The following is a 24,788-nucleotide window of genomic DNA, read 5'->3' as shown; positions in this document are numbered from 1 at the left end:
TGGCTATGGGTCCCGGGTCTGCGCTAACGCTTGCCCGGGACGACAGAGGAGAGGAGGCGGGAGCTACGCCGCCTCACCCATTCCGGAATGCGTAACCGTAGCCATTGAGCGCCGGCGCGCCGCCGAGATGGGCGTAAAGGATCTTCGCGCCCTTCTCGAAATGGCCCTTCTTGGTCAGGTCGATCAGGCCTTGCATCGATTTGCCTTCATAGACGGGGTCGGTGATCATCGCTTCGAGACGCGCGGTGAGGCGGATCGCCTCCTTGGTTTCCTCCGACGGCACACCATAGGCGGGATAGGCGTAATCCTCGATCAGCACGACGTCATCTGCAACGATGTCCTTGCCGAGCTCGACGAGCTTGGCGGTGTTCTGCGCGATCGAGAGCACCTGGGCCTTGGTCTGCGCCGGCGTAAAGGAAGCGTCGATGCCGATCACCTTGCGGGCGCGGCCGTCAGCGGCGAAGCCGACCAGCATGCCGGCATGGGTGGAGCCGGTGACGGTGCAGACGATGATGTAGTCGAACTTGAATCCGAGCTCCTTCTCCTGCTTGCGCACTTCCTCGGCAAAGCCGACATAGCCGAGCCCGCCATATTTGTGCACGGAAGCGCCGGCGGGAATCGCGTAGGGCTTGCCGCCGGCCGCCTTCACGTCCTCGATCGCCTGCTCCCAGCTCTTGCGGATGCCGATGTCGAAACCGTCGTCGACGAGGCGCACGTCGGCGCCCATGATGCGCGAGAGCATGATGTTGCCGACGCGGTCATAGACGGCGTCCTCGTGCGGCACCCAGGCTTCCTGCACCAGGCGGCACTTCATGCCGATCTTGGCGGCGACGGCGGCGATCATGCGGGTGTGGTTGGACTGCACGCCGCCGATCGACACCAGCGTGTCGGCATTGGAGGCGATCGCATCCGGGATGATGTATTCGAGCTTGCGCAGCTTGTTGCCGCCATAGGCGAGGCCGGAATTGCAGTCCTCGCGCTTGGCATAGATCTCGACATTGCCGCCGAGATGTTTTGACAGTCGCTCCAGCTTCTCGATGGGCGTCGGGCCGAAGGTCAGCGGGTAGCGCGCAAATTTTTCCAGCATGGTCAGGTCATCCCGTTTGGCGTTGGTGGCTGGGATCTGGCTAGCATCGCCATGGGAAAATGTGCTCTCAAATACGGCGCCGATATTGCCTATATTCTTGCATCGATTGTGCATCGGGCTAATATTTCTTCCGTAATGATCCAAATTTATGGAAGCTTCTTCCATGGCCGCCAGGCTCGATCGAACCGATCTTAAGATATTGAGATTGCTGCAAAATAACGGGCGGCTGAGCAATGCCGAGCTGGCCGAAACCGTCGCGATCAGCCCCGCCACGTGCCACCGTCGCACCCAGCGCCTGTTCGAGGACGGGTTCATCGCCACTGTGCGCGCCATGGTCGCCCCGAAGAAGGTGGCGAAAGGCACGCTGGTGATGGTCGGCGTCGTGCTCGACCGCTCGACACCGGAGAGCTTTGCCATCTTCGAGCAGGCGGTTGCCAAGCTGAAATTCGTGCTCGACTGCCACCTCGTCGCCGGCGACTTCGACTACTTCCTCAAGATCCGGGTCGGCGACATGGAGGACTTCAACCGCATCCATGGCGAGCAGCTCATCGCGTTGCCGGGCGTGCGCCAGACCCGCACCTTCTTCGTGATGAAGGAGGTCGTCGACAACGCGCCGCTGGAGTTTTGAAGCGGAGCGTTTTCCAGCGAAGTGGAAACCGGGTCGCGTCAGAAAACGCGTCAAAACAAAATCCAGCGCACTTGATGCGCGATCCGCATCATGAGAGATTCGTGCGATGCAGACATTCCCCTTCCGCCAGCACAATCCGGCCGGGCCGGCCTATCGGCGCGACTGGGTCGACGAGGCCGTCGCCGCGATCGAGGCCGACCAGTGCCGCACCGCCGACACGCATCTGATCCGGCTGATCGTGCCGGCGCTATCAGGCATCGACATCTATCTGAAGGATGAATCCACGCATCCGACCGGCAGCCTGAAGCATCGGCTGGCGCGCTCGCTGTTCCTTTATGCGCTCTGCAACGGTCACATCCGCGAAGGCACGCCCGTGGTCGAGGCATCGTCGGGATCGACGGCGGTGTCGGAGGCCTATTTTGCGCAGATGATCGGCGTGCCCTTCTACGCCGTGATGCCGCGCACGACCTCGGCGGAGAAGATCGCGGCGATCGAGCATTATGGCGGCAATTGCCATCTGATCGACGACGGCCGCGCGCTCTATGCGGAGGCCGCCGCGCTCGCCGCCCGGCTGAACGGCCATTACATGGACCAGTTCACCTTCGCCGAGCGCGCCACCGACTGGCGCGGCAACAACAACATCGCCGAATCGATCTTCACGCAATTGCAGGGCGAGCCGCGCCCGCTGCCGGATTGGATCGTGATGGGCGCGGGCACCGGCGGCACCTCGGCCACGATCGGGCGATACTTGCGCTACCGCCAGTATCCGACGCGGCTGTGCGTTGCCGATGTCGAGCATTCCGCCTTCTTCGACTGCTTCCGCACGCAGGACCGTTCCCATGTTTGCGACCGCCCGTCGCTGATCGAGGGCGTCGGCCGTCCCCGCTGCGAGCCGTCCTTCGTGCCCGGCGTGGTCGACCGCATGATGAAGATCCCGGATGCGGCAACGATCGCGGCGATGAACGTGCTGTCGCGCCGGCTGCGCCGCGTGGTCGGCGGCTCCACCGGCACCAACTTCCTGGCGCTGTGCCGGCTTGCATCGGAGATGCGCAAGGCGAATGTGACGGGATCGCTAGTGACGCTGATCTGCGATTCCGGCGAGCGCTACCGGCAGACCTATTACGAGCCGGAATGGCTGAAAGCGCGCGGCCTCGATCCCGCGCCGTTCGAAGCGGCGCTGTCGTCGTTCCTCGACAGCGGGCAGCCATTGGCGCTCGACGTCGCTGACGTTGTCAATCCGCAGGGAAGCGTCGAGGCCTGATAGCCCACGTCTCCGTGCGATTTGCAAAATGGCACGGCCCGTCACGGCAACTTCACTTGCCTTGCACGCGCACGCGGGCGACCGTTAGCCCTTCTCAACGAGGAGATCCCGCCGTGCGCCTCCCCATTCTCGATCCGAAAGACCTGACCGCCGAACAGAAGCCGCTCTATGACGACATGCAGGCCGGCATCAAGGGCCACTTCAAGGGCTTTGTGAACATGCGCGACGACGGCGCGCTGCTCGGCCCCTGGAATCCCTGGATCCGCGAGCCGCGCTTCGGCAGGCCGGTGTGGGAGCTGGTCAAGGCAATCGCGTCGAACCCGCTGCTGCCCGCCGCCGTGCGCGAGGTCGCGATTCTCGTCACCGGCTCGCATTTCCGCTCCGGCTACGAGCTCTATGCCCATGTGCTGGTGGCCGAGCAGCGCGGCCTCTCCGACGAGAAGCTCGCGACCATCGTCGCCGGCCAGCGGCCGGTCGATCTCACCAAGCAGGAGGCAGTCGCCTACGACATGGCCTCAGCCCTGGTGAGCGGCGGCGTGCTGCCGGAGCTGACTTATCGCGCGGCGGTGAAGGAGTTCGGCGAGCACGGCGCGGCCGAGCTGTCCTATCTCGTCGGCGTCTACTGCATGGTCTCGGTTACGCTCAACACCTTCGACGTGCCGGTGCCGGAGTAGACGCCGCTTCCGTCGATCACTCCGCCGCCTTGCTTGCAGGCGGCGGAGGCGCCCAGGCGATGCAGCGATTGCGGCCTTCGCTCTTGGCCTGGTAGAGTGCATGATCGGCCGCACCCATCAGCGCGTCGATACCGGACATGCTGGCGGTGGCCTCAGCGATGCCGATGCTCACGGTGAGGCCGAACTGGATCTTCTCGGCAAGGACCTGCGTGCTCATCACGCGCTTGCGGATGCGCTCGGCCACCGTCCTCGCCCGGGACAGGCTGGTCTCGGGCAACAGCACGGCGAATTCTTCGCCGCCGAGACGGCCGACGATGTCCGACTTGCGCTTGCCGTCGAGGCATGCGGCCGCGACCGCCTTGATCGCGGCATCGCCCACGGCATGGCCGTAGCGATCGTTGACCGACTTGAAGTGATCGATGTCGAGCATCAGCACCGAGATGGAGCGATAGTAGCGCTGGAAGCGGCTCCATTCCGCATCGAGGTTCTCGAGGAAGTGGCGGCGGTTGTAGAGGCCGGTGAGCGGATCCGTGGTGGCGAGCGTCTCCAGCATCGCAGCTTTTTGCGTCAGATCGGTGATGTCGACATAGGTGAGCATGCGCCCGCCATTCGACATCGTGGTGCAATGGGCCCTGATGCGGCGGCCGTCCGGCGTCTGCAGGTCGCGCACGTGATCGCCGGCCTTGACCTCCTCGACGCGCCGCGCCGGAAATTTCGCGAGCTCGCTGTTCGGAAGATTGGGCGCGGTGGCGCGATGCAGGCGTCGCACCAGCGATGAATAGGCCGGCCGGCTCGTCGCCTCGTCTTCGCTGACCTCCCAGAACCGCCGCATCCGCCTGTTCATGAAGGTGGCGTGCAGGTCGGAGTCGAGCAGCAGGACGCCGTCCTGGACATTCTCCAGCGCATCCCGCAGCAGCTTCAGCTCGTCGGAGGCGCGCACGATGTCGGTGACGGGCGTATAGGTCAGCATGCGGCCTCCGTCGGGCAGTGGCGTGACCTGGACGCGCACGACATCGCCATTGGTCCGGCGCAGATCGATCGGGGTCGGATCACCCGCCTCGATCACGCGGACACGCTCCGCCACGAGGGCATCGAGCTCGGGGTCCGGCACTTCATAGGCGCCGGTGTCGCGACCGTGGTGAAGCAGCGTGAGAATGGATGGATTGCTGTCGGCAACCTCATCGGGCAGGCGCCACATCTGGCGAAACGATCGGTTGATCAGGCGTGCCCTGAGGTGGGAGTCGAGCAGCACGATGCCCGTCGGCACATGATCGAGTGCGGCGCGCAGCGCCAGCATCTGGCCGCGCATCAGCGCCTCGGACGAGCGTTCCCGCTCCTCGCCCGCCGGGCGCTCGTTGCCCGGCTGCTCGAAGGCGACTCCGACCTGGCGGTCCGATCGCCAGATCACGCGGCAGGCCAGAGTCTCGCGCCCCGCGAGCCTGAGCTGGAACCGCTCGGGCACGCCGAGGCCGCTCTCCATTTCGAGCGTCGCAGCCTCCTCGGTCAGCCGGCGTATGATGCAATCGATCGACGACTGGCCGAAATTGAAGAAGATCTTCCCTGCTAGGAACGTCCGTTCCGGAACCAAGCGGGACATTCGCAGTCTCCGAGGCGTAACGACGTGAAAAGTTGGGGTAGTGTCGCGCAAGGTTCCTTGCGCCGGTGTAACGCAGCCGATGTTTTGGGATGAGGATTAACGATCGGTTGACGTGCAATACGGAAAGCCCGTTCCGGCCGGTCGACAGCGGCCGCCACGCCTATCAAAACTCCGCTACGACCCCAGTCAGTTGCGTACCGCGTAAAGCGGTGTGCGCAGCGTCAGCTGGTAGGCCGGTTTCGGCATCCAGGCGATCTGCGCGGTGATGCCGAACAGGCGGTTGTCGTTATCGTCCATGCGGTCGAGGTCGAGCCGCAGGGTCGGCTGGGTGAAGGACGCCGCCAGCGTGCGTCCCGCGAACTGCGCGCCGCCGAACGACTGCAGGCCGAGCCGCCCGGTGAACTTCCAGTTGCTCGGCCATTGGTAGTAGCCGCCGGCATAGAGGATGGTGTTCGGCCGGATACTGGCGAACGGGCTGGCGACGGTGGCGGTGGTATACTGCACGCCGGCCAGCCAGCCTCGCGTCTCGTCCTCGTCGAGCGCGTAGTCGAATTCCAGGATGTTGTTGAAGGAATTCGTCATGCCCTGCTCGTTCGGCACCGACTGCGTCAGCGTCGATTGCAGCGTGATGGTGGGGATCCTGCCGCCATTCTGCTGGTAGAGGTCGGCCTGCACGCCGATGTTCCAGCTGGTGATGTCGAAGGACGACCAGCCGCTGCCGATATCCACGGTCGAGCCCGACACGCCGCCATAGAGCGAGACGCGGTCGCTGACATCGACCGTCAGCGGCAGGTCGACGGCGATGGCTTTTGCCGCCGGCAAGCCGTTCGGCAGTGTCGTGCCGCGTCGGACCGCCAGGGATTGGAATGCGGCCGACAGCGAGGTGGTGCCGAAGCCGAGCCCGAGGGTACCCGCCGGGATCGCCGCATACATGGTGCGCAGGTCGAGATAGATGTTCGGCACCGCCGGCTTTGCGGGCTTGTCCTCCTCATCGTCGGCCGCGAAGGCGGCGCCTGCCGGGATCGCCAGACACAGCAGTCCCGTCGCGGCAGCGCGCAAAACCGGACGGCGGGACTGGCTGCGATGGGGCACGTGACGATCCGACGCGTGGCGATTTGATGGCAAATCCGTTGTTAGATGGAACGTGATCACGCGTGTGGTCAAGCGCTATCCGCAAGAGATGGACGACGCGGACGTGCGCGGCTACCCTGCCGTGATCGCACTGACACACTCGCCCGCCACAGTGCAGGCCGGACATCGGAGAACACAGCCATGAACACGTCACGCCGTATCCTGCTCACTGGTCTGGCGGGGCTCGCTGTTGCTCCGACCGCTGCTGCCGCCGCTGTACCGTCGGCCGAACCCGCCGACGTGACGGTCGCCGAAGAGCGTTTCGCGCGCACGATCGCGGCCGCGCATGCGCCCGATATCACCTGCGCGCGGCAGGCCGAACGCTACGCCGACGCGCACTGGCCGGACTATGTCGTGGCAGCCAGGGCCGTGCTCGGCGCGCGCGTATGATTCGCGCGTTTATTTCTCCACCGCCCGCCGTACCTGCTCGCCGATCTGCGACAGTACGAGCTGCGCCTGGGGCAGGATCGCGCCCATGGCGTGGAAATTGTGGACCATGCCGTCATGGCAGACGTGCTCGACGGCGACGCCGGCGGTGAGCAGCTTGCGCGCATAGGCATTGCCCTCGTCGCGCATCGGGTCGAACTCGGCGGTGTGGATGATTGCCGTCGGCAGGCCTGTAAGCCTGCTCGCGCGCAGCGGCGAGATGCGCGGATCGGTAACATCGAAGCCCTCGGGCAGATAGTCGGCGAGATCGGCTTCGATCGTGATGCGGTCGATCAGATGGCCTTCGGCGAATTCCTCTCGCGAGGGCGAGGTCTCCTCGAAATCCAGCACCGGGCAGATCAGGCATTGCGCCACGATGGAGAGTCCGGCGTTTTGCAAAGCCTCCTGGCACACGATCGCCGCCAATGTGGCGCCGGCGGAATCGCCGCCGACCACCAGCCGCTCGGCATCGATGCCGAGGGAGGGCGCCTCGCGCGCGACCCATTCGGTCGCGGCGATCGCATCGTCCACGGCGGCCGGGAATTTATGTTCTGGCGCGAGCCGGTAGTCTACCGAGACCAGGCGGCATCCGGTTGTGTGCGCAAGCGCCGCGGCGATGCGGTCATGCGTGGCAATGCTACCGGCAACGAGGCCGCCACCATGGAAGAACACGAAGCCCGGCGCGGATTCGCCGGCAGAAGCGGGCGAATAGAGACGATAGGGGAGCTCGCCGCCGGGGCCGGGCAGCATGCCGTCGGACGCGGTCACATCAGGCGCATCAGCGCGTGCGAACTGCATCAGCTTTGCCAGCGATTGCCGCCGCGCTTCGACGCTGGGCCGGCTCCGTGCTTGCGGCCCAGCCGCAGCCATCATGGTCAACAAACGCTTTGCGAGCGGATCGAGCGGCATGCTGCTTCCTTCACCCTTATGGGAAAGGGTAGCCTACCTCATGGGAAAAGGTTGCCTACCTCTTCTGCGCAGGGAATCATTTAGAAGTTCCACCAATAGTGGCGCTATAGTGCAGCGTCTTGCCAAGGGGAGGCCGGGTCATGGCCGAGATCAGAAAGCCGATCGAATATTCACCGAGCTGGACCTTCTTCGAGGGCAAATGGCATGACGGCAATGTGCCGATCATGGGGCCGCGCACGCATGCGGCCTGGCTCGGCTCGATGGTGTTCGACGGCGCCCGTGCGTTCGAGGGCGTCGCGCCCGATCTCGATCGTCACGTTGCCCGCACCAACCAATCCGCGATCAACTTTGGCCTGAAGCCGGTGGTCGATGCCGGCACCTGGCTCGCGCTCGCAAACGAAGGCATCGCGCGTTTCGCGGCAAATGCCGAGCTCTATATCCGCCCGATGTACTGGGCGCAGAGCGGGTTGGGCGGCGGCGTGCTGTTCGATCCTGACTCGACCAACTGGTGTCTGTGCATCTACGAGGCGCCGATACCAAAACCCGTCGGCAACGCGATCACGCTGTCGCCGTTCCGCAGACCGACGACCGAGTGCGCGCCAGTGGAAGCCAAGGCGGCCTGCCTCTATCCGAACAATTCGCGCGCACTCGCCGAGGCCGCCTCGCGCGGCTTCCAGAACGCGCTGATGCTGGACATGCTCGGCAATGTCGCCGAGTTCGGCAATTCCAACGTGTTCATGGCCAAGGACGGCGTGGTCTATACGCCGGTGCCGAACGGCACCTTCCTCAACGGCATTACCCGCCAGCGTGTCATCAGCCTGCTTCGCGGCGATGGCGTCACCGTGGTCGAGAAGACGCTGCGCTATGCCGACTTCCTCGCCGCCGACGAGATTTTTTCATCCGGAAATTTCGCCAAGGTCGCGCCGGTGATCCGCATCGACGACCGCGAGCTGAAGCCGGGCCCGTTCTACACCAAGGCGCGAAAGCTCTATTGGGACTTTGCGCATGCGGTGAAGCTGGCGGCGTAGCCTCCCCTGATGTCGTCCTGGCGAAAGCCAGGACCTCCGCGCGAGCGCTTGCGCTCGTCGCGATTACCCCAGGGAGAAATTTGGCGAAGACTCGTCGTTCGGTACTGCCATCGAATCGCTACGGATAGACCTCGCGGTATGGGTCCTGGCTTTCGCCAGGACGACACTGAGGGCGTGGCACGCCCACACCTTACGGGCCGCGCCTCCGAAACCGGCTGAACTGAAACGCCTGCGTCGATTGCCACGGCGTGTGGTGCATCTCGCGCTGTGTCTCGACCAGCTCGAACGCCGGCCCAAGCTCAGCCGCAAGGCTGGTGCTGTCATGGCGCTGCACCGGCAGGCCGCTGCATTTCTCCGGACCGTCGGGTGCAAACGTCGCGATGATGACTTGTCCGCCGGGGCGAACCGCCGATCGCAGGCGCTCGACGTAAGCCGCCCTGTCATCGGGATCGGTCAGGAAGTGAAACGCCGCGCGATCGTGCCAGACATCGTAGGTCCTGGTCGGCCGCCATGTCGTGGCGTCGGCGACGATCCAGTCGATCGTTGAAGCGGCCTCGCCGATTCGCTGCTTCGCCACGTCAAGCGCGTTGGCGGCGAGGTCCAGCACGGTGAGACGACGATACCCGTCTTGAAGCAGGGCATCGACCAGCCGCGATGCGCCGCCGCCGACATCGATGATGGCAGCGTCATGATCGGAGTTGGCCGCGCGAATCATCGCGAGCGAGATCGCCGGGCTATCCTGATACCAGCTGACCTCGGTCTCGCCCTTGGTGGCGTAGACGTTCTCCCAGTGCGTGGTGCGGTCGGGCATGGCGTGCACCTCCCCAACGTCGTCCTGGCGAAAGCCAGGACCCATTACCACCGGAGAATGTTGTTCGAATGAGGTGTGGCCCCAGCCTCCATCAACAACTGCTGCTGCGGGCTATGGGTCCTGGCTTTCGCCAGGACGACCTCGTGGGGGTAGTTGGAGCAAACCGGTCGGCCGACGCGTCGGCGCGACCAGGCGCCTATTCCTCCTTCTTCGACATCCGCTCGAGGCGCTCCTGCATCTCCTTCATCTGCTGACGCAGATCGTCGATGTTGCTGTCCTTCGGCGCCTCGGCGTTTGCATCGGGCTCCGGCTCGGGGCTCGCCGCCGGGCGGGGCGGGGCGAACGGCTTGAACATCGAGAAGGTCTGCTGGAACAGCTCCATGTTGCGGCGGACCTGTTCCTCCAGCGGCGCGAACGGCGTGCCGGAGAGCGTGTTGGCGATCTGCTTGCGGAACTTCTCCTGCTCCTGGGTCAGCGTCGCGATCGACTGCTCCAGATATTTCGGCACCACCATCTGCATGCTGTCGCCGTAGAAGCGGATCAGCTGGCGCAGGAAGGTGGTCGGCAAGAGATTCTGGCCGGCCTTGTTCTCCTGCTCGAAGATGATCTGGGCCAGCACGGAGCGGGTGATGTCGTCACCGGTCTTGGCGTCGTAGACCAGGAAATCTTCGCCGTCCTTGACCATGGCGGCGAGGTCTTCCAGCGTCACGTAAGTACTCGTTCCGGTGTTATAGAGCCGGCGGTTCGCGTATTTCTTGATGGTGGTGGGTTGGTCTGATTTCGCCATGGGCTCTCACTTGCAAAAAACGCTGAGAACGGGAACCCGGCGGGCCATGCCGCAGGGCGGGAAGAGTACGCAACGCAACAAAATAAGCATTTTCAAAGGGGTCACGCTACCGTTTTGTGCGCCACGGTTAATCGGGCAGCAAAAACCTGCTTGCGAAAGCGCCAAGAACGCTATTTTGAATGCGCTGCGGCATGGATTCGGCCCCCCGCCGATTGACATGCCTCAACGACGTTAACAGGATGGCTGACGAGACTGGCGAGCGTTTTTCCAGCCCCGCCTGCCCCTTCACAAGAACCTCAGGAGATGCCCATGTCAGACGATGTCGTCATCGTCAGCGCCGCCCGCACCCCGGTCGGAAGCTTCAACGGAGCCTTCGCGACCCTTCCTGCCCATGACCTCGGCGCTATCGCCATCAAAGCCGCGCTGGAGCGCGGTGGCATCGAGCCCGGCCGCGTCTCGGAAGTCATCATGGGTCAGATCCTGACCGCGGCCCAGGGCCAGAACCCGGCACGCCAGGCCTCGATCGCCGCCGGCATTCCGGTGGAAAGCCCGGCCTGGGGCGTCAACCAGCTCTGCGGCTCGGGCCTGCGCACGGTCGCGCTTGGCTACCAGGCGCTGCTCAACGGCGATTCGGAGATCGTGGTCGCCGGCGGCCAGGAATCCATGAGCATGGCCCCGCACGCCCAGTATCTGCGCGGCGGCGTCAAGATGGGTCCCGTCGAATTCGTCGATACCATGATCAAGGACGGTCTGTGGGATGCCTTCAACGGCTACCACATGGGCAACACCGCCGAGAACGTCGCGCGGCAGTGGCAGATTACCCGCGCCCAGCAGGACGAGTTCGCGGTCGCCTCGCAGCAGAAGGCCGAGGCCGCGCAGAAGGCCGGCAAGTTCAACGACGAGATCGTTCCCGTCACCATCAAGACCCGCAAGGGCGACGTGGTCGTCAGCGCCGACGAATATCCGCGCCATGGCGCCACGCTCGACGCGATGGCGAAGCTCAAGCCGGCCTTCGAGAAGGACGGCACCGTCACCGCGGGCTCGGCCTCGGGCATCAATGACGGCGCTGCCGCCGTGGTGCTGATGACCGCGAAGCAGGCCGCCAAGGAAGGCAAGAAGCCGATCGCGCGCATCGTGTCCTGGGCGCAGGCCGGCGTCGATCCGAAGATCATGGGCTCGGGCCCGATCCCGGCCTCGCGCGCCGCGCTGAAGAAGGCCGGCTGGAACGTCGGCGATCTCGATCTGATCGAGGCCAACGAAGCCTTTGCGGCGCAGGCCTGCGCCGTCAACAAGGACCTCGGCTGGGACACCTCGAAGGTCAACGTCAATGGCGGCGCGATCGCGATCGGCCATCCGGTCGGTGCCTCCGGCGCGCGCGTGCTTGTGACGCTGCTGCACGAGATGCAGAAGCGCGATTCGAAGAAGGGCCTCGCCACGCTGTGCATCGGCGGCGGCATGGGTATCGCGATGTGTCTGGCGCGCGACTGAAGGTCGCTGACGTCAAGCTGACGCGTGCGCCGCACACCTGATCGAGTGCGTTGCACGCGACTAAAAAGGCAGCGGTTGCAAATCAAATATTCTTCGCAACCGCGCAGGCCTCGACTAAATACAAACGCCCGGCTCAACGCCGGGCGTTTTGTTCTTGATGTCCGTCAAACGTCCCGCATAATCCTCGGCTAAAAACGATCACTCAAAAGCGTCCGAAGAGTCCAAGGAAGAGTCCAAGGGAAGGAATTCGATATGGCACGTGTTGCACTGGTGACGGGTGGTACGCGGGGCATCGGAGCTGCGATCAGCAAGGCGCTGAAGGCGGCCGGCTACAAGGTCGCGGCGAGCTATGCCGGCAACGATGCGGCGGCGGAGAAATTCAAGGCCGAGACCGGCATCGCCGTCTACAAATGGGACGTCAGCAATTTCGACGCCTGCGCCGAAGGCGTGAAGAAGGTCGAGGCCGAGGTCGGCCCGGTCGACGTGCTCGTCAACAATGCCGGCATCACCAAGGACGGCGCCTTCCACAAGATGAGCCTCGAGCAATGGAACGCCGTGATCGGCACCAATCTCGGCTCGCTGTTCAACATGTCGCGCCAGGTGATCGAAGGCATGCGCGGGCGCAAGTTCGGCCGCATCATCAACATCTCCTCGATCAACGGCCAGAAGGGCCAGTTCGGCCAGGTGAACTATTCCGCGGCCAAGGCCGGCGAGATCGGCTTCACCAAGGCCCTGGCGCTGGAGAACGCCAAGGGCGGCGTCACCGTGAATGCCATCTGCCCAGGTTACATCAACACCGAGATGGTGCAGGCGGTGCCGAAGGACGTGCTGGAAAAGGCCATCCTGCCGCTGATCCCGATCGGCCGTCTTGGCGAACCCGAGGAGATCGCGCGTGCGGTCGTGTTCCTCGCCGCGGATGAGGCCGGCGCCATCACCGGCTCGACGCTGTCGGTCAACGGCGGCCAGTACATGGTGTGATGCTTAGGCATCACGTTCGATGATATAGGTGACTTCGTCATGCCCGGGCTTGTCCCGGGCATCTTGCCCTGTCATTCCGGGGCTGGCGCGATGTGCCATCCCGGAACGACGAGGCTTTCTTTAATGACTCCCCGCACCGCGACGCTGATCGGATTGACCGCGATCCTGATGTGGTCGCTGCTCTCTGTGATGACGGTGGCGACCGGAAGGATCCCCGCGTTCCAGCTCGCCGCGATGACGTTTGCGATCGGGGGTCTCGTCGGCCTGCTGACCTGGATCGGCCGCCGCGAGGCAGCGACGAGCCTGCGCCAGCCGCTCCTGGTGTGGGCCGTCGGCGTCGGCGGATTGTTCGGCTATCACGCATTGTATTTCCTCGCGCTGCGCTTCGCGCCGCCGGCGGAAGCCGGCTTGTTGAACTATCTCTGGCCACTCTTGATCGTGCTGTTCTCGTCGTTCCTGCCGGGCGAGCGGCTGGCCGCGCACCACATCATCGGCGCCGTGCTCGGCCTCATTGGCACGGTGCTGCTGTTCGCCGGCAACACCAGCGGCTTTGCGCCGGGGGCGGTGCCGGGACTGATCGCGGCCTTCATCGCCGCCTTCGTCTGGGCCACCTATTCGGTGCTGTCGCGCCGCTTGAAAGCGGTGCCGACCGACGCGGTCGCGGGCTTCTGCCTTGCTACGGCCGTGCTCGCCGCACTGATGCATGGCCTGCTTGAAATCACCGTGTGGCCCGAGACCACGGTGCAGTGGCTTTCGGTGATCGCGCTCGGCATCGGGCCGGTGGGCGCCGCCTTCTACGCCTGGGACATCGGCATGAAGCGCGGCGACATCCGCGTGCTCGGCGCCGCCTCCTACGCGACGCCGCTGCTCTCGACCGGCTTCCTCATCGCCGCCGGCTTTGCAAAAGCCAGCGCCAACATCGCCATCGCCGCAATCCTGATCGCCGGCGGCGGCCTGATCGCGGCGAAGGATATGGTGCTGAGGAAGCGGTGATCGTTCGCCCTAAAGCATGATCCGGAAAAGTGCGAAGCGGTTTTCCGGAAAGATCATGCGCAAAACAACCTAGAGCGCGATACCTCCCAATCTCATCGCGCTTTACGGCTCCCAGCCCTTCGGTGCGAGCTCGAACTTCGCGAACTCGAATGCCGGCGCCACGGTGCAGCCGACCAGTGTCCACTCGCCCGTGGTCTCCGCCATCTGCCAGGCATTGGCCGGCACGATTCCCTGGGGCCGCTCGCCGCCGATGAGATCCGTTCCGAGCCGCACCTCGTGCTGCGAGCAGCCGTCATGGGCGATGCGCAGCATCAAGGGGCTGCCGGCATAGTAGTGCCAGGTCTCGACCGCATCGATGCGGTGCCAGTGCGAGCGCTCGCCGCGCGCGAGCAGGAAGTAAATGAGGGTCGAACGCGAACGCCCGTTGGCGTCCGTGGTCTGGTCGCGAAACGTCTCGCGATAGTGCCCGCCTTCGGGATGCGGGCGGAGTTCGAGGCGTGCAATGATCTCGGCTGCGGTCGGCATCAATCCCCGTCAGGACTTGTTCTTCAGGACTTGTGCTTCAGGATTTATTCTTGCGCTCGCGCAGTTCGCCGAACACCGCGGCGGCATCTGCGCCCTTCATGTGGAGCCTGGCCGCAACGGAGGGCTCATCGGCGCGGAGGAACACGTTCGCCCGCTTCTCGTCACCGAGCAGCGAGGGAATGGTGGGCTTGTTCTCGGCCCGAAGCCTTGTGACCTCCGCCGCGCGCGCCTGCAGCGCCGCATTGTCGGGATCGACGGTGAGGGCGAACTTGACGTTGGACGCGGTGTATTCGTGGCCGCAATAGAGCCTGAAGTCGTCGGGCAGCGCCCGCAGCTTCAACAGCGAATCCCACATCATCGGATAAGTGCCCTCGAACACGCGGCCGCAGCCGATCGAGAACAACGTGTCGGCGGCGAACACCGTCTTCTCGTTGTCGAACACGTAGGAGATGTGGTCGAGCGTGTGGCCGGGCGTCTCCACCACGCGCGCCAGCAAATTGCCGACCTTGACGACGTCGGCATTGGCAACGCGCAGATCGACGTTCGCGATCTTCGTCGTCTTGTCATGCGGCGCGACGACGCGGCAGTTGTATTTCTGCTTGAGTTCGGCGACCCCGCCGACATGATCGCCATGGTGATGGGTGATCAGGATGTCGGTGAGCTGCCAACCCTCGCGGTCCAGCGCCTTCAGGATCGGGCCGGCCTCGGGCGCGTCGATCGACGCCGTCGCCTTGGTTTCCAGATCGTGGATCAGATAACCGAAATTGTCGTTTAAACAGGTGAAAGTACGAATTTCGGCGGCCATGACCTCTCCATCGCGCTCAGCCCCGCCAGACAAATATGGCGTTAAGGTTGCCCAGGCAATGCAATATTCCGCGCGCAGGCGTGCCCTCGCGCATGTTACATTGCCGTCATGACCATCGACGTCGTCGACCTCCGCGAGTTCTATTCCCGTCGCCTCGGGATTGTGGCGCGGCAGATGATCAATCGCGGCATCCGGCAGCGCTGGCCGGGCGCCGAGGGCCAGCGCGTGCTCGGCATCGGCTATCCGACGCCCTATCTGGGGTTGTTCCGGGAAGATGCCGAGCGCTGCCTCGCCTTCATGCCGGCGGCTCAGGGTGTGCTGAAATGGCCGACGGGACGGCCGGCGCTGGCCTCGCTGGTCGATGAATTCTCGCTGCCGCTTCCCGACGCCGCGGTCGACCGCATCCTGCTGGTCCACGCGCTGGAGATGTCGGACGATCCGGCCGCGCTGCTGCGCGAGGTGTGGCGGGTGCTGTCGGGCTCGGGCCGCGTCATCGCGGTGATTCCGAACCGGCGCGGCGTATGGACGCGCACCGACAGCACGCCGTTCGGTCACGGCCGCCCATATTCGCGCTCGCAGATCACCGACCTGTTGCGCCAGACCTGGTTCACGCCGACCGCCTGGGGCGAGGCGCTGTTCATGCCGCCCTATGCCGGCGGCTGGGTGTTGAAATCGGCGCAGATGTGGGAGCGTGCCGGTGCGGCACTGTCGCTGCCATTTGCGGGTGTGCACATCGTCGAGGCCACCAAGCAGGTCTATCGTGCGATTCCCGCCAAGCGCGAGCGGGCGCGGCTGATTCCCTCGCTGGCCAAGCCCGTGCTGGTGCCATCGTCGACGACGGTGACGCGCAGCTGAAACAAATCGTCCCGGCGAGGCCGGGACGATTCAGGTCGGAAAATCAGAGAAAATCGGAAGAGGCTTACTCGCCGGAGGCGACCTCGTCGCTGGGCGCGGCGGGAGCCGCTTCTCGATCGGGACGCGGCCCATGCGGCCGGCGCCGCCGGCGCGGATAGCGCTCGCCGCCGCCACCACCGCCCTCGAAGCCGCCCTCGCCGCCATTCACCTGCGGCTGTGCGCCGGTGATGAAGGAGGGCAGGCGGTCGACGCTGCCGGCATCGGCGATGACGGGCTGCGGCTGGTTCGCAGGCTGCGGTTGCGCCTGATATTGCGGCTGCGGACGATGGTCGCGTTCGCGGTGCTCGCGCGGCTGCTGGTTGTCGCGCTGATAGGGCTGCCGATTGTCGCGCTGCTGGTGATCACGCTGGCCGTCGCGGTCGCGCATGAAGGGCTGCTGCTGCGGCGGCTGCGGAACGAAGCCCGGCTCCTGGCCGAACGCCGAGAAATTCTCGCCGTCGTCCTCGCTGTCGTCGCCGCTGGTGTTGCTGATCGGCTCGTCGCCGCGCGGCTGCTGGCTCTGGCGGAACTGCTCCTGGGCGGCCGCGATCAGGCGGAAATAGTGCTCGGCGTGCTGGTAGTAATTCTCGGCCGCAACGGGGTCGCCGGAGGAGCGCGCATCGCGCGCGAGCTGGAGATACTTTTCAGCGATGTGTGAAGCCGTGCCGCGGATCTTGATGTCGGGTCCGTTGGACTCGTAGACCCGGGTCATCGGGTTCTGGCCGCGCCGGTTGTTGTTGTTGTTATTGTTGTTGCGGTTGCGCATCCGCTGCTTGTTCTGACCGTTTCTCATGTCCTGCCTTTAATTCCAGCCCTAAAGGTTGCACGCATTACTGATTGCTGAGACTGACCTGGTGACAGCCGTTCACAACGCTCGTACGCACCGCGCACGAGAGCGGATCGAGCCCTGCCAATGTTCGTCGACCGTCGCGTTCAACAAAGACGCGTTCCCCACCCGCCAGCATTCATTGCCAGCGAACCCATTCATATCGCCTGCCGAAACAAGCCCAGCTTTCTTGCGTAAGTCTTCAAGCGCAATATCAGGCTTTCGTTCACGTTGCGGTCGGAGAGCAGCGCGGCTCACTGGCCAATCGCGCTCAACAGGACCTGCGGCTTGGAACCTTCAAATCAGTAAAGCTCTCGCCCGAGAGCCCGGCTTTCGCCGTAGGTAGGTCTACGGGGCCGGCACCGATGTGTTGACCGGAACGTAGTCGTTCCCAAAGGATATTCCAAGAGCTTTTTACAGACCAATCCGGCTTTTATGGAGGCATTTTTCGGGCCGAAACGGCCCGTGGGATGCCCGCCAAATCGGCCTTGGGCGGCCTGTCCGCTACCAACGCGGCAGCGGCCATCAAGGTTTCAATATTCCGGGCCTGGCCCTGTCCGGCCTCGACGATCAGCGCGCCGCCGGGGGCAAGGCGCTCGGCCGCCTGCGGTATCAGGGCGCGGTAGGCGTCATATCCGTCATTGCCGCCATCGAGCGCCAGATGCGGGTCGTGCTCGCGCACCTCGATGCTCAATTTCGGAATTTCGGCCGAAGGAATATAGGGCGGGTTCGACACGATGAGATCGAACGGGCCTGAGAGCGCCGCCAGATAGGAGCAGGCGACGAAGGCGGAACGGTTGCCAAGGCCGAGGGCCGTGGCATTGCCCTGTGCGGTGCCGAGCGCGGTGAGGCTGAGATCGGTGCCGACACCGAAGGCATCGGGAATCTCGTGCAGCAGCGCGAGCAGGATCGCGCCCGAGCCGGTGCCGATGTCGGCGATGCGGGGCCCGTGGATATTCTGTTCGCGAAAAAGCTCGAGCGCGCGCTCGACCACCGTCTCGGTGTCGGGACGCGGGACCAGGGTCGCCTCCGAAAGGCGAAACGGCAGGCCCCAGAATTCGCGCGTCCCGAGAATGCGCGCCACCGGTTCGCCCGCGATCCGGCGCTCTGCATATTGCGCGAGCTGCAACGCCTCCGCGTCTGTGAGCGGCCGGGCAGCCTGCGCAATCAGGCCGGTGAGATCGAGGCCGAGCACGGCACCGAGCAGCATGCGGGCGTCGAGCTCGGCTTCGTCGAGCTGTGCTGACCGCAATTGCGCCGCCAGCGCGCGGCGCGTGCTCTCGATCGAGTGTCCGGTGAAGGGATCGGTCACGCGGCGCGTCACGCCGCCGCGCCTTGCGCGGCGAGCTGCGCAGCCTGGTGCTCGGTGGTCAGCGCGTCGATCAATTCACCCAGCGCCTCGCCGGCGATCACCTGCGGCAGCTTGTAGAGCGTCAAATTGATGCGGTGGTCGGTGACGCGCCCTTGCGGGAAATTGTAGGTGCGGATGCGCTCGGAGCGGTCGCCGGAGCCGACCTTCTCCTTGCGCTCGGCCGAGCGCGCGGCGTCGACGCGCTGGCGCTCGGCGTCGTAGATGCGCGAGCGCAGGATGTTCATGGCCGAGGCGCGGTTCTTGTGCTGTGAGCGGCTGTCCTGCATCATCACCACGATGCCGGTCGGGATGTGGGTGATGCGGATCGCCGATTCGGTCTTGTTGACGTGCTGGCCGCCCGCGCCTTGCGCGCGCATGGTCTCGATGCGCAGGTCGTCGTTCTTGATGTCGACGTCGACATCCTCGACCTCCGGCAGTACCGCGACGGTGGCGGCCGAGGTGTGGATGCGCCCTTGTGTCTCGGTGTCGGGCACGCGCTGCACGCGGTGCACGCCGGATTCGAATTTCAGCTTCGAGAACGCGCCGCGGCCCTGTACCTCCGCGATGATTTCCTTGTAGCCGCCGACCGTGCCTTCGCTCACCGAGATCACCTCGACCTTCCAGCCCTGCAAGGCAGCGAAGCGCTCGTACATCCGGAACAGGTCGCCGGCGAACAGCGAGGCCTCGTCGCCGCCGGTGCCGGCGCGGATTTCCAGCATCACGTTGCGGTCGTCCATGGCGTCCTTGGGCAGAAGCGCGACGCGGATCTTCTGGACCAGCTCCTCGATCCTTGGCGTCAGCTCGTCGCGCTCGGCCTCCGCCATGCCGCGCATCTCGGCGTCCGTCGCGGGATCGGCGATCAGCGCCTCGGTATCGGCGAGCTCGTTCACGGCGGAGCGATAATCCTTCACCGCCTCGATCAGCGGGGTGATCTCGGCGAGCTCGCGCGTGATCTGCACGTAGCGCTCGGAGGCGAGCTGTCCGAGCGATTCGGCCTCGAGCGAAGCGTGATGCGCGAGCAGGACGTCCAGTTTGGCTTCGGGGAGTGACGACATCGGTTCAGTCTCAAAGGGCGGAAGGAGGCGAGGGCGGCGGGGAGCGGGCGACAGGCCGGCTACAACGCAAGGCCCTCGGCCTCGGCAAATTCCGTCAGCTTCTGCCGGATCGAGACGCTGCCCGCAGGCGCATCCAGCAGAGGGTTGAGCATCGCTTCGGCCTTCTTGGCGTCGAGATCGAGCACCATCGCCTTGACCGGGCCGAGCGCGGTCGCCGAGAGCGACAGCGAGCGATAGCCCAGCGCGATCAGCGCCAGCGCGCCGATCGGCTTGGAGGCCATCTCGCCGCAGAGCGAGAGCGACTTCTGCGCGCCTTGCGCCTTGCGCGCGATGTCGCGCAGCGCGCGCAGGATCGGCGCCGACATGGTGTCGAAGCGCTCGGAGACTTTTGCGTTGCCGCGGTCGACCGCGAACAGGAACTGGAACAGATCGTTGGAGCCGACCGAAATGAAATCGACCTTCTTCAGGAGCTCGTCGAGCTGGTAGAGCAGCGCGGGCACCTCGACCATGGTGCCGATGTCGATTCTTTCAGGCAGCATGTGGCCGTGCTGGCGTAAGTATGTCAGCTCGCGCTCGACCAGCGCCTTCGCCGAGTCGAACTCGGCGACCTCCGAGATCATCGGGAACATGATGCGCAGCGCGCGGCCGCCGCCGGCGCGCAAGAGCGCGCGGATCTGGCCGCGCAACAGGCCGGGTCGGTCCAGCCCGAGCCGGATCGCGCGCCAGCCGAGCGCGGGGTTTTCCTCGATCACCGCCTCCATGTACGGCAGCGCCTTGTCGCCGCCGATGTCGAGGGTGCGGAAGGTGACGGGCTTGGTGCCCGCGGCATCCAGCACGGTGCGATAGAGCGCGAGCTGGTCGCTGGTGCGCGGCAGGCTCTGGCCGACCATGAACTGCAGCTCGGTGCGGAACAGGCCGATGCCGGCGCTGCCGGTATCCTCGATATGCGGCAGGTCGATCGCAAGACCCGCGTTGATCATCAGCTCGACCTTCTGGCCGTCCTTGGTGACGCAGGGCCGGTCGCGCAGCGCCAGATACTGTGCCTGGCGGCGCGCGCGGAAGCGCACGCGTTCGGCGAAGGCGGCCTCGATCTCCTGCGACGGACGCACATAGATCGAGCCGGACGTGCCGTCGACGATGATGGCATCGCCGGGATCGGCTATGCCGGGCGCGTTCGGCACCTCGCCGACCGCGGGGATTCCGAGCGCGCGCGCCACGATCGAGACGTGGGAGTTGGCGGTGCCTTCCTCCAGCACGATGCCGCGCAGGCGCTTGCGGTCGTAGTCGAGCAGCGCAGCGGGACCCATGGCGCGGGCGATGACGATGGCATTGTCGGGCAATTGTTCGCGCGACGGCGCATGGTCCTGGCCGACCAGCTGCCGCATCAGGCGATAGCCGAGATCCTCGAGATCGTGCAGCCGGTCGCGCAGATAGGGATCGGTCGAGCGCAGCATGCGCGCGCGGGTGTCGGACTGCACACGCTCGACCGCGGCTTCCGCGGTGAGGCCGGTGGCGACCGCCTCGTGCAGCTTGTGCGACCAGCCCTGGTCGTTGGCGAACATGCGGTAGGCTTCCAGCACCTCGCGGTGCTCGCCGCCCTCGGCGACGTCGCCGCGCTCCAGCATGCGGTCGAGATCGGCGCGCAGCTTGGCGAGCGCGGTGTCCAGCCGCTTGATTTCCTTCGGCAGGTCCTCGGCGATGTAATCCTTGATGACGACGCGCGGCTCGTGCAGCACGACATGGCCGAGCGCGATGCCCTCCGACAGGATCGCGCCGACCTTCTGCGCCGAATGGCGCGCGGCCGGCTCCAGCCCCGGCTGGGCCAGCGCCGACAGCTCGCCGGAGGCGATCAGCTCGGCCAGCACCATGGCGGTGGTCTGCAGCGCCTCGAGCTCTTCCTCGACATAGTTGCGCTTGGCGCGGTTCTGCACCACCAGCACGCCGAGCGTATTGCCCGCGCGCAGGATCGGCACGCCGAGGAAGGAGTGGTAGATTTCTTCACCGGTCTCGGGACGGAACGAGAAGGCGGGGTGGCTCTGCGCATCGCTGAGGTTGAGCGGCGTTGCCTCGCTGGCGACGAGGCCGACCAGGCCCTCATGGGCGCTGAGCACGGTATGGTGCACAGCCTCGCGGTTGAGACCTTCGGTGGCGTAGAGCTCAAGCGTGTTGTCGACGCGCAGCACGTAGACCGAGCACACCTCGGCCACCATGTTGGCGGCGATCAGCACCACGATCTTGTCCAGCCGCTCCTGGGCCGAGACCTGCTCCGCCATGGTTTCGCGGAGCCGTCTCAACAAGACGCGGGGACCTCCCGACGCGCTCCGCATGTGTCGTCAATCTCCTCCGTCTGCCGGGGCCGAAAGGGCCCGCGGCGGCTCGCCCGAAATCCAGAAAAACAACAAATTTGCTCGTCCGGCGCCGGCCCCGGCGGTTGCCGGAGCCGAATCAGCACCGCCTGAACTGGGGCACAGTTTCCGGCAGCCCACCCTGTCCGCGTATAGCGAATTGGGGCTTGTTTTGCCAAGCAAAACGCCTGCCAAACGCGAAGGTGTGTACACCTTCGCGTTTGCTGCGACCGCTAAGAGAAAATTAGCCTAGGCATGGTCCGGAAAAGTGCGAAGCGGTTTTCCGGAAAGACCATGCTCAAACGACAATCTGAAGCGCGACGGGTCGCGCTTTAGGCCTGATCGAGGCCGTAGAGCGTATGCAGGGTGCGCACCGCCAGCTCGGTATAGGCGGTGTCGATCAAAACCGAGAATTTGATCTCGGAGGTTGTAATGGCCCGGATGTTGATATTCCGCCCCGCGAGGGCCGAAAACGCCTGGGCGGCGACGCCGGCGTGGCTGCGCATGCCGCTGCCGATCACCGAGATTTTTGCGACGTCGGTAGCGGTATCAAGCCGGGCATAGCCGATCTTGGCCTTGGCGGCGGTAATCGTGTCCTTGGCGCGGGTGTAGTCGGCCGCCGGCACCGTGAACGTGAGGTCGGTGGTCTTGCCGTCCTCGGAGACGTTCTGCACGATCATGTCGACGTTGATGTTGGCGTCCGCCAGCGGGCCGAAGATCGAGGCCGCAACGCCCGGCTTGTCTTCGATCTGGCGCACCGAGATCTGGGCCTCGTCCTTCGAAAAGGCGATACCGGTGACGACGTGGTTTTCCATGATCTCCTCCTCGCCGCAGATCAGCGTGCCGGGCGGCTGGTTGGCATGCGGGTCGATATCCTCGGGCTTGTCGAAGCTCGATCGGACGAAGATCGGCATGTTGTGGACCATGCCGAGTTCCACCGAGCGGACCTGGAGCACTTTTGCGCCCTGCGAAGCCAGTTCCAGCATGTCCTCGAATGCGATCTTATCAAGCCTTTTGGCTTTCGGCACGATTCGCGGGTCGGTGGTGTAGACGCCGTCGACGTCGGTGTAGATGTCGCAGCGGTCCGCCTTGACGGCTGCGGCGACCGCCACGGCCGAGGTGTCGGAGCCGCCGCGGCCGAGCGTGGTGATGCGGCCCGTCTCGGGGTTGAGGCCCTGGAAGCCGGCGATGACGGCGACCTCCTTGCGCTCCTTGAAGCGCTTGATGATCTCGCTGCCGTCGATGTCCTCGATCCGGGCCGAGGCATGGGCGTCGCTGGTCTTGATCGGGATCTGCCAGCCCTGCCAGGAGCGGGCCTGGATGCCCATGCTCTGCAGCACGATGGCAAGCAGGCCTGATGTGACCTGCTCGCCGGAGGCGACGACGGCGTCGTATTCACGCGCGTCGTGCATCGGCGAGGCCTCGGTGCACCAGGCCACCAGCTCGTTGGTCTTGCCCGACATCGCCGAGACGACCACGGCCACTTCATGGCCGGCGTCGACCTCACGCTTCACATGGCGTGCGACGTTGCGGATGCGTTCGATGTTGGCGACGGATGTGCCGCCGAATTTCATCACGAGGCGGCTCATGACGACGCGTGCATTCCCTCATAAGGATCAGTATGGTGACCCGCATTGGACGGGTGCCTGCGGACACCGACCGCGCGTATACAGAGCGGCGGGGCCGGGGGCAAGCGGGTTCCTGCGGGGGCAGGTCCGGGGCTAGTGGGTTAACCGAGATCATGGCGCGTTACATCGACGAGATCCTGCAGCCCGGCGAGCGGGTGCTGTATTCGACCAATGCGCACTGGATCTTCTATTTCCCGGCGATTGTGGCCTGGGTCGTGGCGCTGGTCCTGTTCGTCCTGTCCCGGCAGGCTACCGCCGATGGGCTTGTTTTGCTTTGCCTCGTCGCTGCGGGCCTCGTGGCTCTGGCGGCCTTGTATTGGACCCTTAAGGGCTGGTTCCATCGCTTCACCACCGAGACCGACGTCACCAACTTGCGGGTTGTGCACAAGACCGGGTTCATCAAGCGCCGCACCTTCGAGATGGCGCTGGACAAGGTCGAGAGTGTCGACGTCGATCAGACCATTCTTGGACGTATTCTCAACTACGGCGACGTGACGATTCGCGGCGTCGGCGAGGGGATCGAGACGATCAAGACCATCGACTCGCCGCTCGCCTTCCGTAGTTCGATCACCACGCGGTAGGACCGCGCGTAACCATGAGCATGCAGCAAAATACTTCCCTCTCCGCCCAGCCGGGCTCGACCGTCGACGCAGCCGAGATCGCGAAATTCTCAAAACTCTCGGCGGAGTGGTGGGACCCCAACGGCAAGATGGCGCCGCTGCACCGGATCAACCCGCTGCGGCTCGGCTATATCCGCGACGCCGCCTGCCGCAAGTTCGAGCGCAACGTGCGCAGTCTCAACTGCCTCGGCGGCCTGCGCGTGCTGGACATCGGCTGTGGCGCCGGCTTGCTCTGCGAGCCGCTGTCGCGGCTGGGCGCTCAGGTCATCGGCATCGACCCGTCGCAGAGCAACATCGCCGCCGCGAAGCTCCACGCCGACAAGAGCCATCTCGCGATCGACTACCGCTGCACCACGGTGGAGGAGATCGATCCGCGCGAGCGCTTCGACATCGTGCTGGCGATGGAGGTGGTCGAGCACGTCACCGACGTCGGCATGTTCCTGAAGCGTTGCGCCTCGATGCTGAAGCCGAACGGCCTGATGGTGGTCTCGACGCTGAACCGGAACTGGAAGAGTTTTGCGCTCGCCATCGTCGGCGCCGAATACGTCCTGCGCTGGCTGCCGCGCGGCACGCATGAGTGGAACAAGTTCGTCACCCCCGACGAACTGACCAAGTACCTCCTCGACAACCGCCTCGTCATCACCGAGCAGACCGGCGTCGTCTACTCACCCTTTGCCGACAAATGGAGCCTCTCCTCCGACATGGACGTGAACTACATGGTGGTGGCGGAGGGGATGGTGTGAGGGGGCGGCGCAGCTTGTAGGGCTCCCTGCCTCGCCGCCAAAGGCGTCGTCCTGGCGAAAGCCAGGACCCATTACCCCAGGGAGGAGTTGTGGCGCGAAACTCGTAACCACGAGTCTTCGCCAAACCACGCGCTGGGGTAATGGGTCCTGGATCTGCGCTTCGCTTGTCCAGGACGACGGCGGAGCTTGTGGCGCGAG

At 65.0% G+C, this 24,788-nt stretch carries 24 protein-coding genes; 11 read left to right on the top strand and 13 right to left on the bottom strand.

What is annotated here, in order from left to right:
• Positions 1–73 precede the first annotated feature (73 nt).
• Positions 74–1,087, bottom strand: a complete 1,014-nt coding sequence (locus tag JQ592_RS19535) for a 1-aminocyclopropane-1-carboxylate deaminase (RefSeq protein WP_211404415.1) — start codon at positions 1,085–1,087, stop codon at positions 74–76.
• A 163-nt stretch (positions 1,088–1,250) separates the two neighbouring features.
• Here JQ592_RS19535 and JQ592_RS19530 point away from each other — a divergent pair, with 163 nt between their 5' ends.
• The 3 genes from JQ592_RS19530 to JQ592_RS19520 all read left to right on the top strand — a co-directional run bounded on the left by JQ592_RS19530 (position 1,251) and on the right by JQ592_RS19520 (position 3,650).
• Positions 1,251–1,715 (top strand): Lrp/AsnC family transcriptional regulator, encoded by a 465-nt coding sequence (locus JQ592_RS19530; protein WP_211404414.1) that lies wholly within the window; start codon positions 1,251–1,253, stop codon positions 1,713–1,715.
• Positions 1,716–1,821: 106 nt separating this feature from the next.
• A complete protein-coding gene (locus JQ592_RS19525; protein ID WP_211404413.1) occupies positions 1,822–2,976 on the top strand; it encodes a PLP-dependent cysteine synthase family protein in 1,155 nt (384 codons plus the stop codon).
• Positions 2,977–3,089: 113 nt separating this feature from the next.
• The gene (locus tag JQ592_RS19520) at positions 3,090–3,650 is read left to right on the top strand and encodes a carboxymuconolactone decarboxylase family protein (protein ID WP_211404412.1); all 561 of its coding nucleotides are present in this window, start codon (positions 3,090–3,092) and stop codon (positions 3,648–3,650) included.
• A gap of 16 nt (positions 3,651–3,666) precedes the next feature.
• Here the strand turns inward: JQ592_RS19520 and JQ592_RS19515 are convergent, their stop codons facing one another.
• Together JQ592_RS19515 and JQ592_RS19510 are read right to left on the bottom strand one after the other, a co-directional pair.
• Complete coding sequence (locus JQ592_RS19515; protein WP_211404411.1) at positions 3,667–5,247, bottom strand: sensor domain-containing diguanylate cyclase; 1,581 nt, start codon at positions 5,245–5,247, stop codon at positions 3,667–3,669.
• Between the two features lie 186 nt (positions 5,248–5,433).
• The gene (locus JQ592_RS19510) at positions 5,434–6,306 is read right to left on the bottom strand and encodes a hypothetical protein (protein WP_211404448.1); all 873 of its coding nucleotides are present in this window, start codon (positions 6,304–6,306) and stop codon (positions 5,434–5,436) included.
• Between the two features lie 213 nt (positions 6,307–6,519).
• Between JQ592_RS19510 and JQ592_RS19505 the strand changes: the two genes are divergently transcribed.
• Positions 6,520–6,768, top strand: coding sequence for a hypothetical protein (locus JQ592_RS19505; protein ID WP_211404410.1), 249 nt, complete (start codon positions 6,520–6,522; stop codon positions 6,766–6,768).
• Positions 6,769–6,777: 9 nt separating this feature from the next.
• Here JQ592_RS19505 and JQ592_RS19500 read toward each other — a convergent pair whose 3' ends face one another.
• Positions 6,778–7,713, bottom strand: a complete 936-nt coding sequence (locus JQ592_RS19500) for an alpha/beta hydrolase (protein ID WP_211404409.1) — start codon at positions 7,711–7,713, stop codon at positions 6,778–6,780.
• Positions 7,714–7,853: 140 nt separating this feature from the next.
• Here JQ592_RS19500 and JQ592_RS19495 point away from each other — a divergent pair, with 140 nt between their 5' ends.
• The gene (locus JQ592_RS19495) at positions 7,854–8,741 is read left to right on the top strand and encodes a branched-chain amino acid aminotransferase (protein ID WP_211404408.1); all 888 of its coding nucleotides are present in this window, start codon (positions 7,854–7,856) and stop codon (positions 8,739–8,741) included.
• A gap of 190 nt (positions 8,742–8,931) precedes the next feature.
• Here JQ592_RS19495 and JQ592_RS19490 read toward each other — a convergent pair whose 3' ends face one another.
• Together JQ592_RS19490 and phaR are read right to left on the bottom strand one after the other, a co-directional pair.
• Positions 8,932–9,552 (bottom strand): class I SAM-dependent methyltransferase, encoded by a 621-nt coding sequence (locus JQ592_RS19490; RefSeq protein ID WP_211404407.1) that lies wholly within the window; start codon positions 9,550–9,552, stop codon positions 8,932–8,934.
• Positions 9,553–9,748: 196 nt separating this feature from the next.
• The gene (gene phaR / locus JQ592_RS19485) at positions 9,749–10,339 is read right to left on the bottom strand and encodes a polyhydroxyalkanoate synthesis repressor PhaR (protein WP_211404406.1); all 591 of its coding nucleotides are present in this window, start codon (positions 10,337–10,339) and stop codon (positions 9,749–9,751) included.
• 309 nt (positions 10,340–10,648) lie between these two features.
• Between phaR and JQ592_RS19480 the strand changes: the two genes are divergently transcribed.
• The 3 genes from JQ592_RS19480 (at position 10,649) to yddG (ending at position 13,798) form a co-directional block, all read left to right on the top strand.
• A complete protein-coding gene (locus JQ592_RS19480) occupies positions 10,649–11,827 on the top strand; it encodes an acetyl-CoA C-acetyltransferase (protein WP_211404405.1) in 1,179 nt (392 codons plus the stop codon).
• A gap of 252 nt (positions 11,828–12,079) precedes the next feature.
• On the top strand, positions 12,080–12,805 hold the full coding sequence (gene phbB, locus JQ592_RS19475) for an acetoacetyl-CoA reductase (protein ID WP_080140541.1): 726 nt from the start codon (positions 12,080–12,082) through the stop codon (positions 12,803–12,805).
• Positions 12,806–12,928: 123 nt separating this feature from the next.
• Positions 12,929–13,798 (top strand): aromatic amino acid exporter YddG, encoded by an 870-nt coding sequence (gene yddG, locus JQ592_RS19470; RefSeq protein WP_211404404.1) that lies wholly within the window; start codon positions 12,929–12,931, stop codon positions 13,796–13,798.
• A 102-nt stretch (positions 13,799–13,900) separates the two neighbouring features.
• Here yddG and JQ592_RS19465 read toward each other — a convergent pair whose 3' ends face one another.
• Together JQ592_RS19465 and gloB are read right to left on the bottom strand one after the other, a co-directional pair.
• Complete coding sequence (locus JQ592_RS19465) at positions 13,901–14,323, bottom strand: cupin domain-containing protein (protein WP_183249076.1); 423 nt, start codon at positions 14,321–14,323, stop codon at positions 13,901–13,903.
• 37 nt (positions 14,324–14,360) lie between these two features.
• Positions 14,361–15,128, bottom strand: a complete 768-nt coding sequence (gloB, locus tag JQ592_RS19460) for a hydroxyacylglutathione hydrolase (protein ID WP_211404403.1) — start codon at positions 15,126–15,128, stop codon at positions 14,361–14,363.
• 108 nt (positions 15,129–15,236) lie between these two features.
• Between gloB and JQ592_RS19455 the strand changes: the two genes are divergently transcribed.
• On the top strand, positions 15,237–15,983 hold the full coding sequence (locus JQ592_RS19455) for a methyltransferase domain-containing protein (protein WP_211404402.1): 747 nt from the start codon (positions 15,237–15,239) through the stop codon (positions 15,981–15,983).
• Positions 15,984–16,047: 64 nt separating this feature from the next.
• Here JQ592_RS19455 and JQ592_RS19450 read toward each other — a convergent pair whose 3' ends face one another.
• The 5 genes from JQ592_RS19450 to JQ592_RS19430 form a co-directional block, all read right to left on the bottom strand.
• Positions 16,048–16,815, bottom strand: a complete 768-nt coding sequence (locus tag JQ592_RS19450; protein ID WP_211404401.1) for a DUF4167 domain-containing protein — start codon at positions 16,813–16,815, stop codon at positions 16,048–16,050.
• 466 nt (positions 16,816–17,281) lie between these two features.
• Positions 17,282–18,172: a peptide chain release factor N(5)-glutamine methyltransferase gene (gene prmC, locus JQ592_RS19445; protein WP_211404400.1), complete on the bottom strand. Its 891-nt coding sequence runs from the start codon at positions 18,170–18,172 to the stop codon at positions 17,282–17,284.
• Positions 18,169–19,254 carry a peptide chain release factor 1 gene (gene prfA / locus JQ592_RS19440; protein WP_211404399.1) on the bottom strand — a complete coding sequence of 362 codons (1,086 nt, stop codon included), beginning with the start codon at positions 19,252–19,254 and terminating at the stop codon, positions 18,169–18,171. The genes prmC and prfA overlap by 4 nt, the downstream gene beginning before the upstream one ends.
• Before the next feature lie 59 nt (positions 19,255–19,313).
• Positions 19,314–21,581 (bottom strand): phosphoenolpyruvate--protein phosphotransferase, encoded by a 2,268-nt coding sequence (ptsP, locus tag JQ592_RS19435; RefSeq protein WP_211404398.1) that lies wholly within the window; start codon positions 21,579–21,581, stop codon positions 19,314–19,316.
• Positions 21,582–21,931: 350 nt separating this feature from the next.
• The gene (locus tag JQ592_RS19430) at positions 21,932–23,188 is read right to left on the bottom strand and encodes an aspartate kinase (RefSeq protein ID WP_211404397.1); all 1,257 of its coding nucleotides are present in this window, start codon (positions 23,186–23,188) and stop codon (positions 21,932–21,934) included.
• Between the two features lie 152 nt (positions 23,189–23,340).
• Here JQ592_RS19430 and JQ592_RS19425 point away from each other — a divergent pair, with 152 nt between their 5' ends.
• Positions 23,341–23,808, top strand: a complete 468-nt coding sequence (locus JQ592_RS19425) for a PH domain-containing protein (protein ID WP_211404396.1) — start codon at positions 23,341–23,343, stop codon at positions 23,806–23,808.
• A gap of 14 nt (positions 23,809–23,822) precedes the next feature.
• Complete coding sequence (ubiG, locus tag JQ592_RS19420; RefSeq protein WP_211404395.1) at positions 23,823–24,590, top strand: bifunctional 2-polyprenyl-6-hydroxyphenol methylase/3-demethylubiquinol 3-O-methyltransferase UbiG; 768 nt, start codon at positions 23,823–23,825, stop codon at positions 24,588–24,590.
• Positions 24,591–24,788 lie beyond the last annotated feature (198 nt).

It is taken from the genome of Bradyrhizobium iriomotense (genome assembly GCF_018129405.1).
In the GTDB taxonomy this organism is placed as follows: domain Bacteria; phylum Pseudomonadota; class Alphaproteobacteria; order Rhizobiales; family Xanthobacteraceae; genus Bradyrhizobium; species Bradyrhizobium iriomotense_B.
The sequence above is the reverse complement of the archived record's forward strand: the minus strand, read 5'-3'. Positions and strand labels throughout refer to the sequence as shown.

What these genes read in the sequence shown, in the direction of transcription:
- JQ592_RS19535 (WP_211404415.1), bottom strand. Translation starts at nt 1,087, where the DNA reads ATGCTGGAAAAATTTGCGCGCTACCCGCTGACCTTCGGCCCGACGCCC.
- JQ592_RS19530 (WP_211404414.1), top strand. Translation starts at nt 1,251, where the DNA reads ATGGCCGCCAGGCTCGATCGAACCGATCTTAAGATATTGAGATTGCTG.
- JQ592_RS19525 (WP_211404413.1), top strand. Translation starts at nt 1,822, where the DNA reads ATGCAGACATTCCCCTTCCGCCAGCACAATCCGGCCGGGCCGGCCTAT.
- JQ592_RS19515 (WP_211404411.1), bottom strand. Translation starts at nt 5,247, where the DNA reads ATGTCCCGCTTGGTTCCGGAACGGACGTTCCTAGCAGGGAAGATCTTC.
- JQ592_RS19505 (WP_211404410.1), top strand. Translation starts at nt 6,520, where the DNA reads ATGAACACGTCACGCCGTATCCTGCTCACTGGTCTGGCGGGGCTCGCT.
- JQ592_RS19500 (WP_211404409.1), bottom strand. Translation starts at nt 7,713, where the DNA reads ATGCCGCTCGATCCGCTCGCAAAGCGTTTGTTGACCATGATGGCTGCG.
- JQ592_RS19495 (WP_211404408.1), top strand. Translation starts at nt 7,854, where the DNA reads ATGGCCGAGATCAGAAAGCCGATCGAATATTCACCGAGCTGGACCTTC.
- JQ592_RS19490 (WP_211404407.1), bottom strand. Translation starts at nt 9,552, where the DNA reads ATGCCCGACCGCACCACGCACTGGGAGAACGTCTACGCCACCAAGGGC.
- phaR (WP_211404406.1), bottom strand. Translation starts at nt 10,339, where the DNA reads ATGGCGAAATCAGACCAACCCACCACCATCAAGAAATACGCGAACCGC.
- JQ592_RS19480 (WP_211404405.1), top strand. Translation starts at nt 10,649, where the DNA reads ATGTCAGACGATGTCGTCATCGTCAGCGCCGCCCGCACCCCGGTCGGA.
- phbB (WP_080140541.1), top strand. Translation starts at nt 12,080, where the DNA reads ATGGCACGTGTTGCACTGGTGACGGGTGGTACGCGGGGCATCGGAGCT.
- yddG (WP_211404404.1), top strand. Translation starts at nt 12,929, where the DNA reads ATGACTCCCCGCACCGCGACGCTGATCGGATTGACCGCGATCCTGATG.
- JQ592_RS19465 (WP_183249076.1), bottom strand. Translation starts at nt 14,323, where the DNA reads ATGCCGACCGCAGCCGAGATCATTGCACGCCTCGAACTCCGCCCGCAT.
- gloB (WP_211404403.1), bottom strand. Translation starts at nt 15,128, where the DNA reads ATGGCCGCCGAAATTCGTACTTTCACCTGTTTAAACGACAATTTCGGT.
- JQ592_RS19455 (WP_211404402.1), top strand. Translation starts at nt 15,237, where the DNA reads ATGACCATCGACGTCGTCGACCTCCGCGAGTTCTATTCCCGTCGCCTC.
- JQ592_RS19450 (WP_211404401.1), bottom strand. Translation starts at nt 16,815, where the DNA reads ATGAGAAACGGTCAGAACAAGCAGCGGATGCGCAACCGCAACAACAAT.
- prfA (WP_211404399.1), bottom strand. Translation starts at nt 19,254, where the DNA reads ATGTCGTCACTCCCCGAAGCCAAACTGGACGTCCTGCTCGCGCATCAC.
- ptsP (WP_211404398.1), bottom strand. Translation starts at nt 21,581, where the DNA reads ATGCGGAGCGCGTCGGGAGGTCCCCGCGTCTTGTTGAGACGGCTCCGC.
- JQ592_RS19430 (WP_211404397.1), bottom strand. Translation starts at nt 23,188, where the DNA reads ATGAGCCGCCTCGTGATGAAATTCGGCGGCACATCCGTCGCCAACATC.
- JQ592_RS19425 (WP_211404396.1), top strand. Translation starts at nt 23,341, where the DNA reads ATGGCGCGTTACATCGACGAGATCCTGCAGCCCGGCGAGCGGGTGCTG.
- ubiG (WP_211404395.1), top strand. Translation starts at nt 23,823, where the DNA reads ATGAGCATGCAGCAAAATACTTCCCTCTCCGCCCAGCCGGGCTCGACC.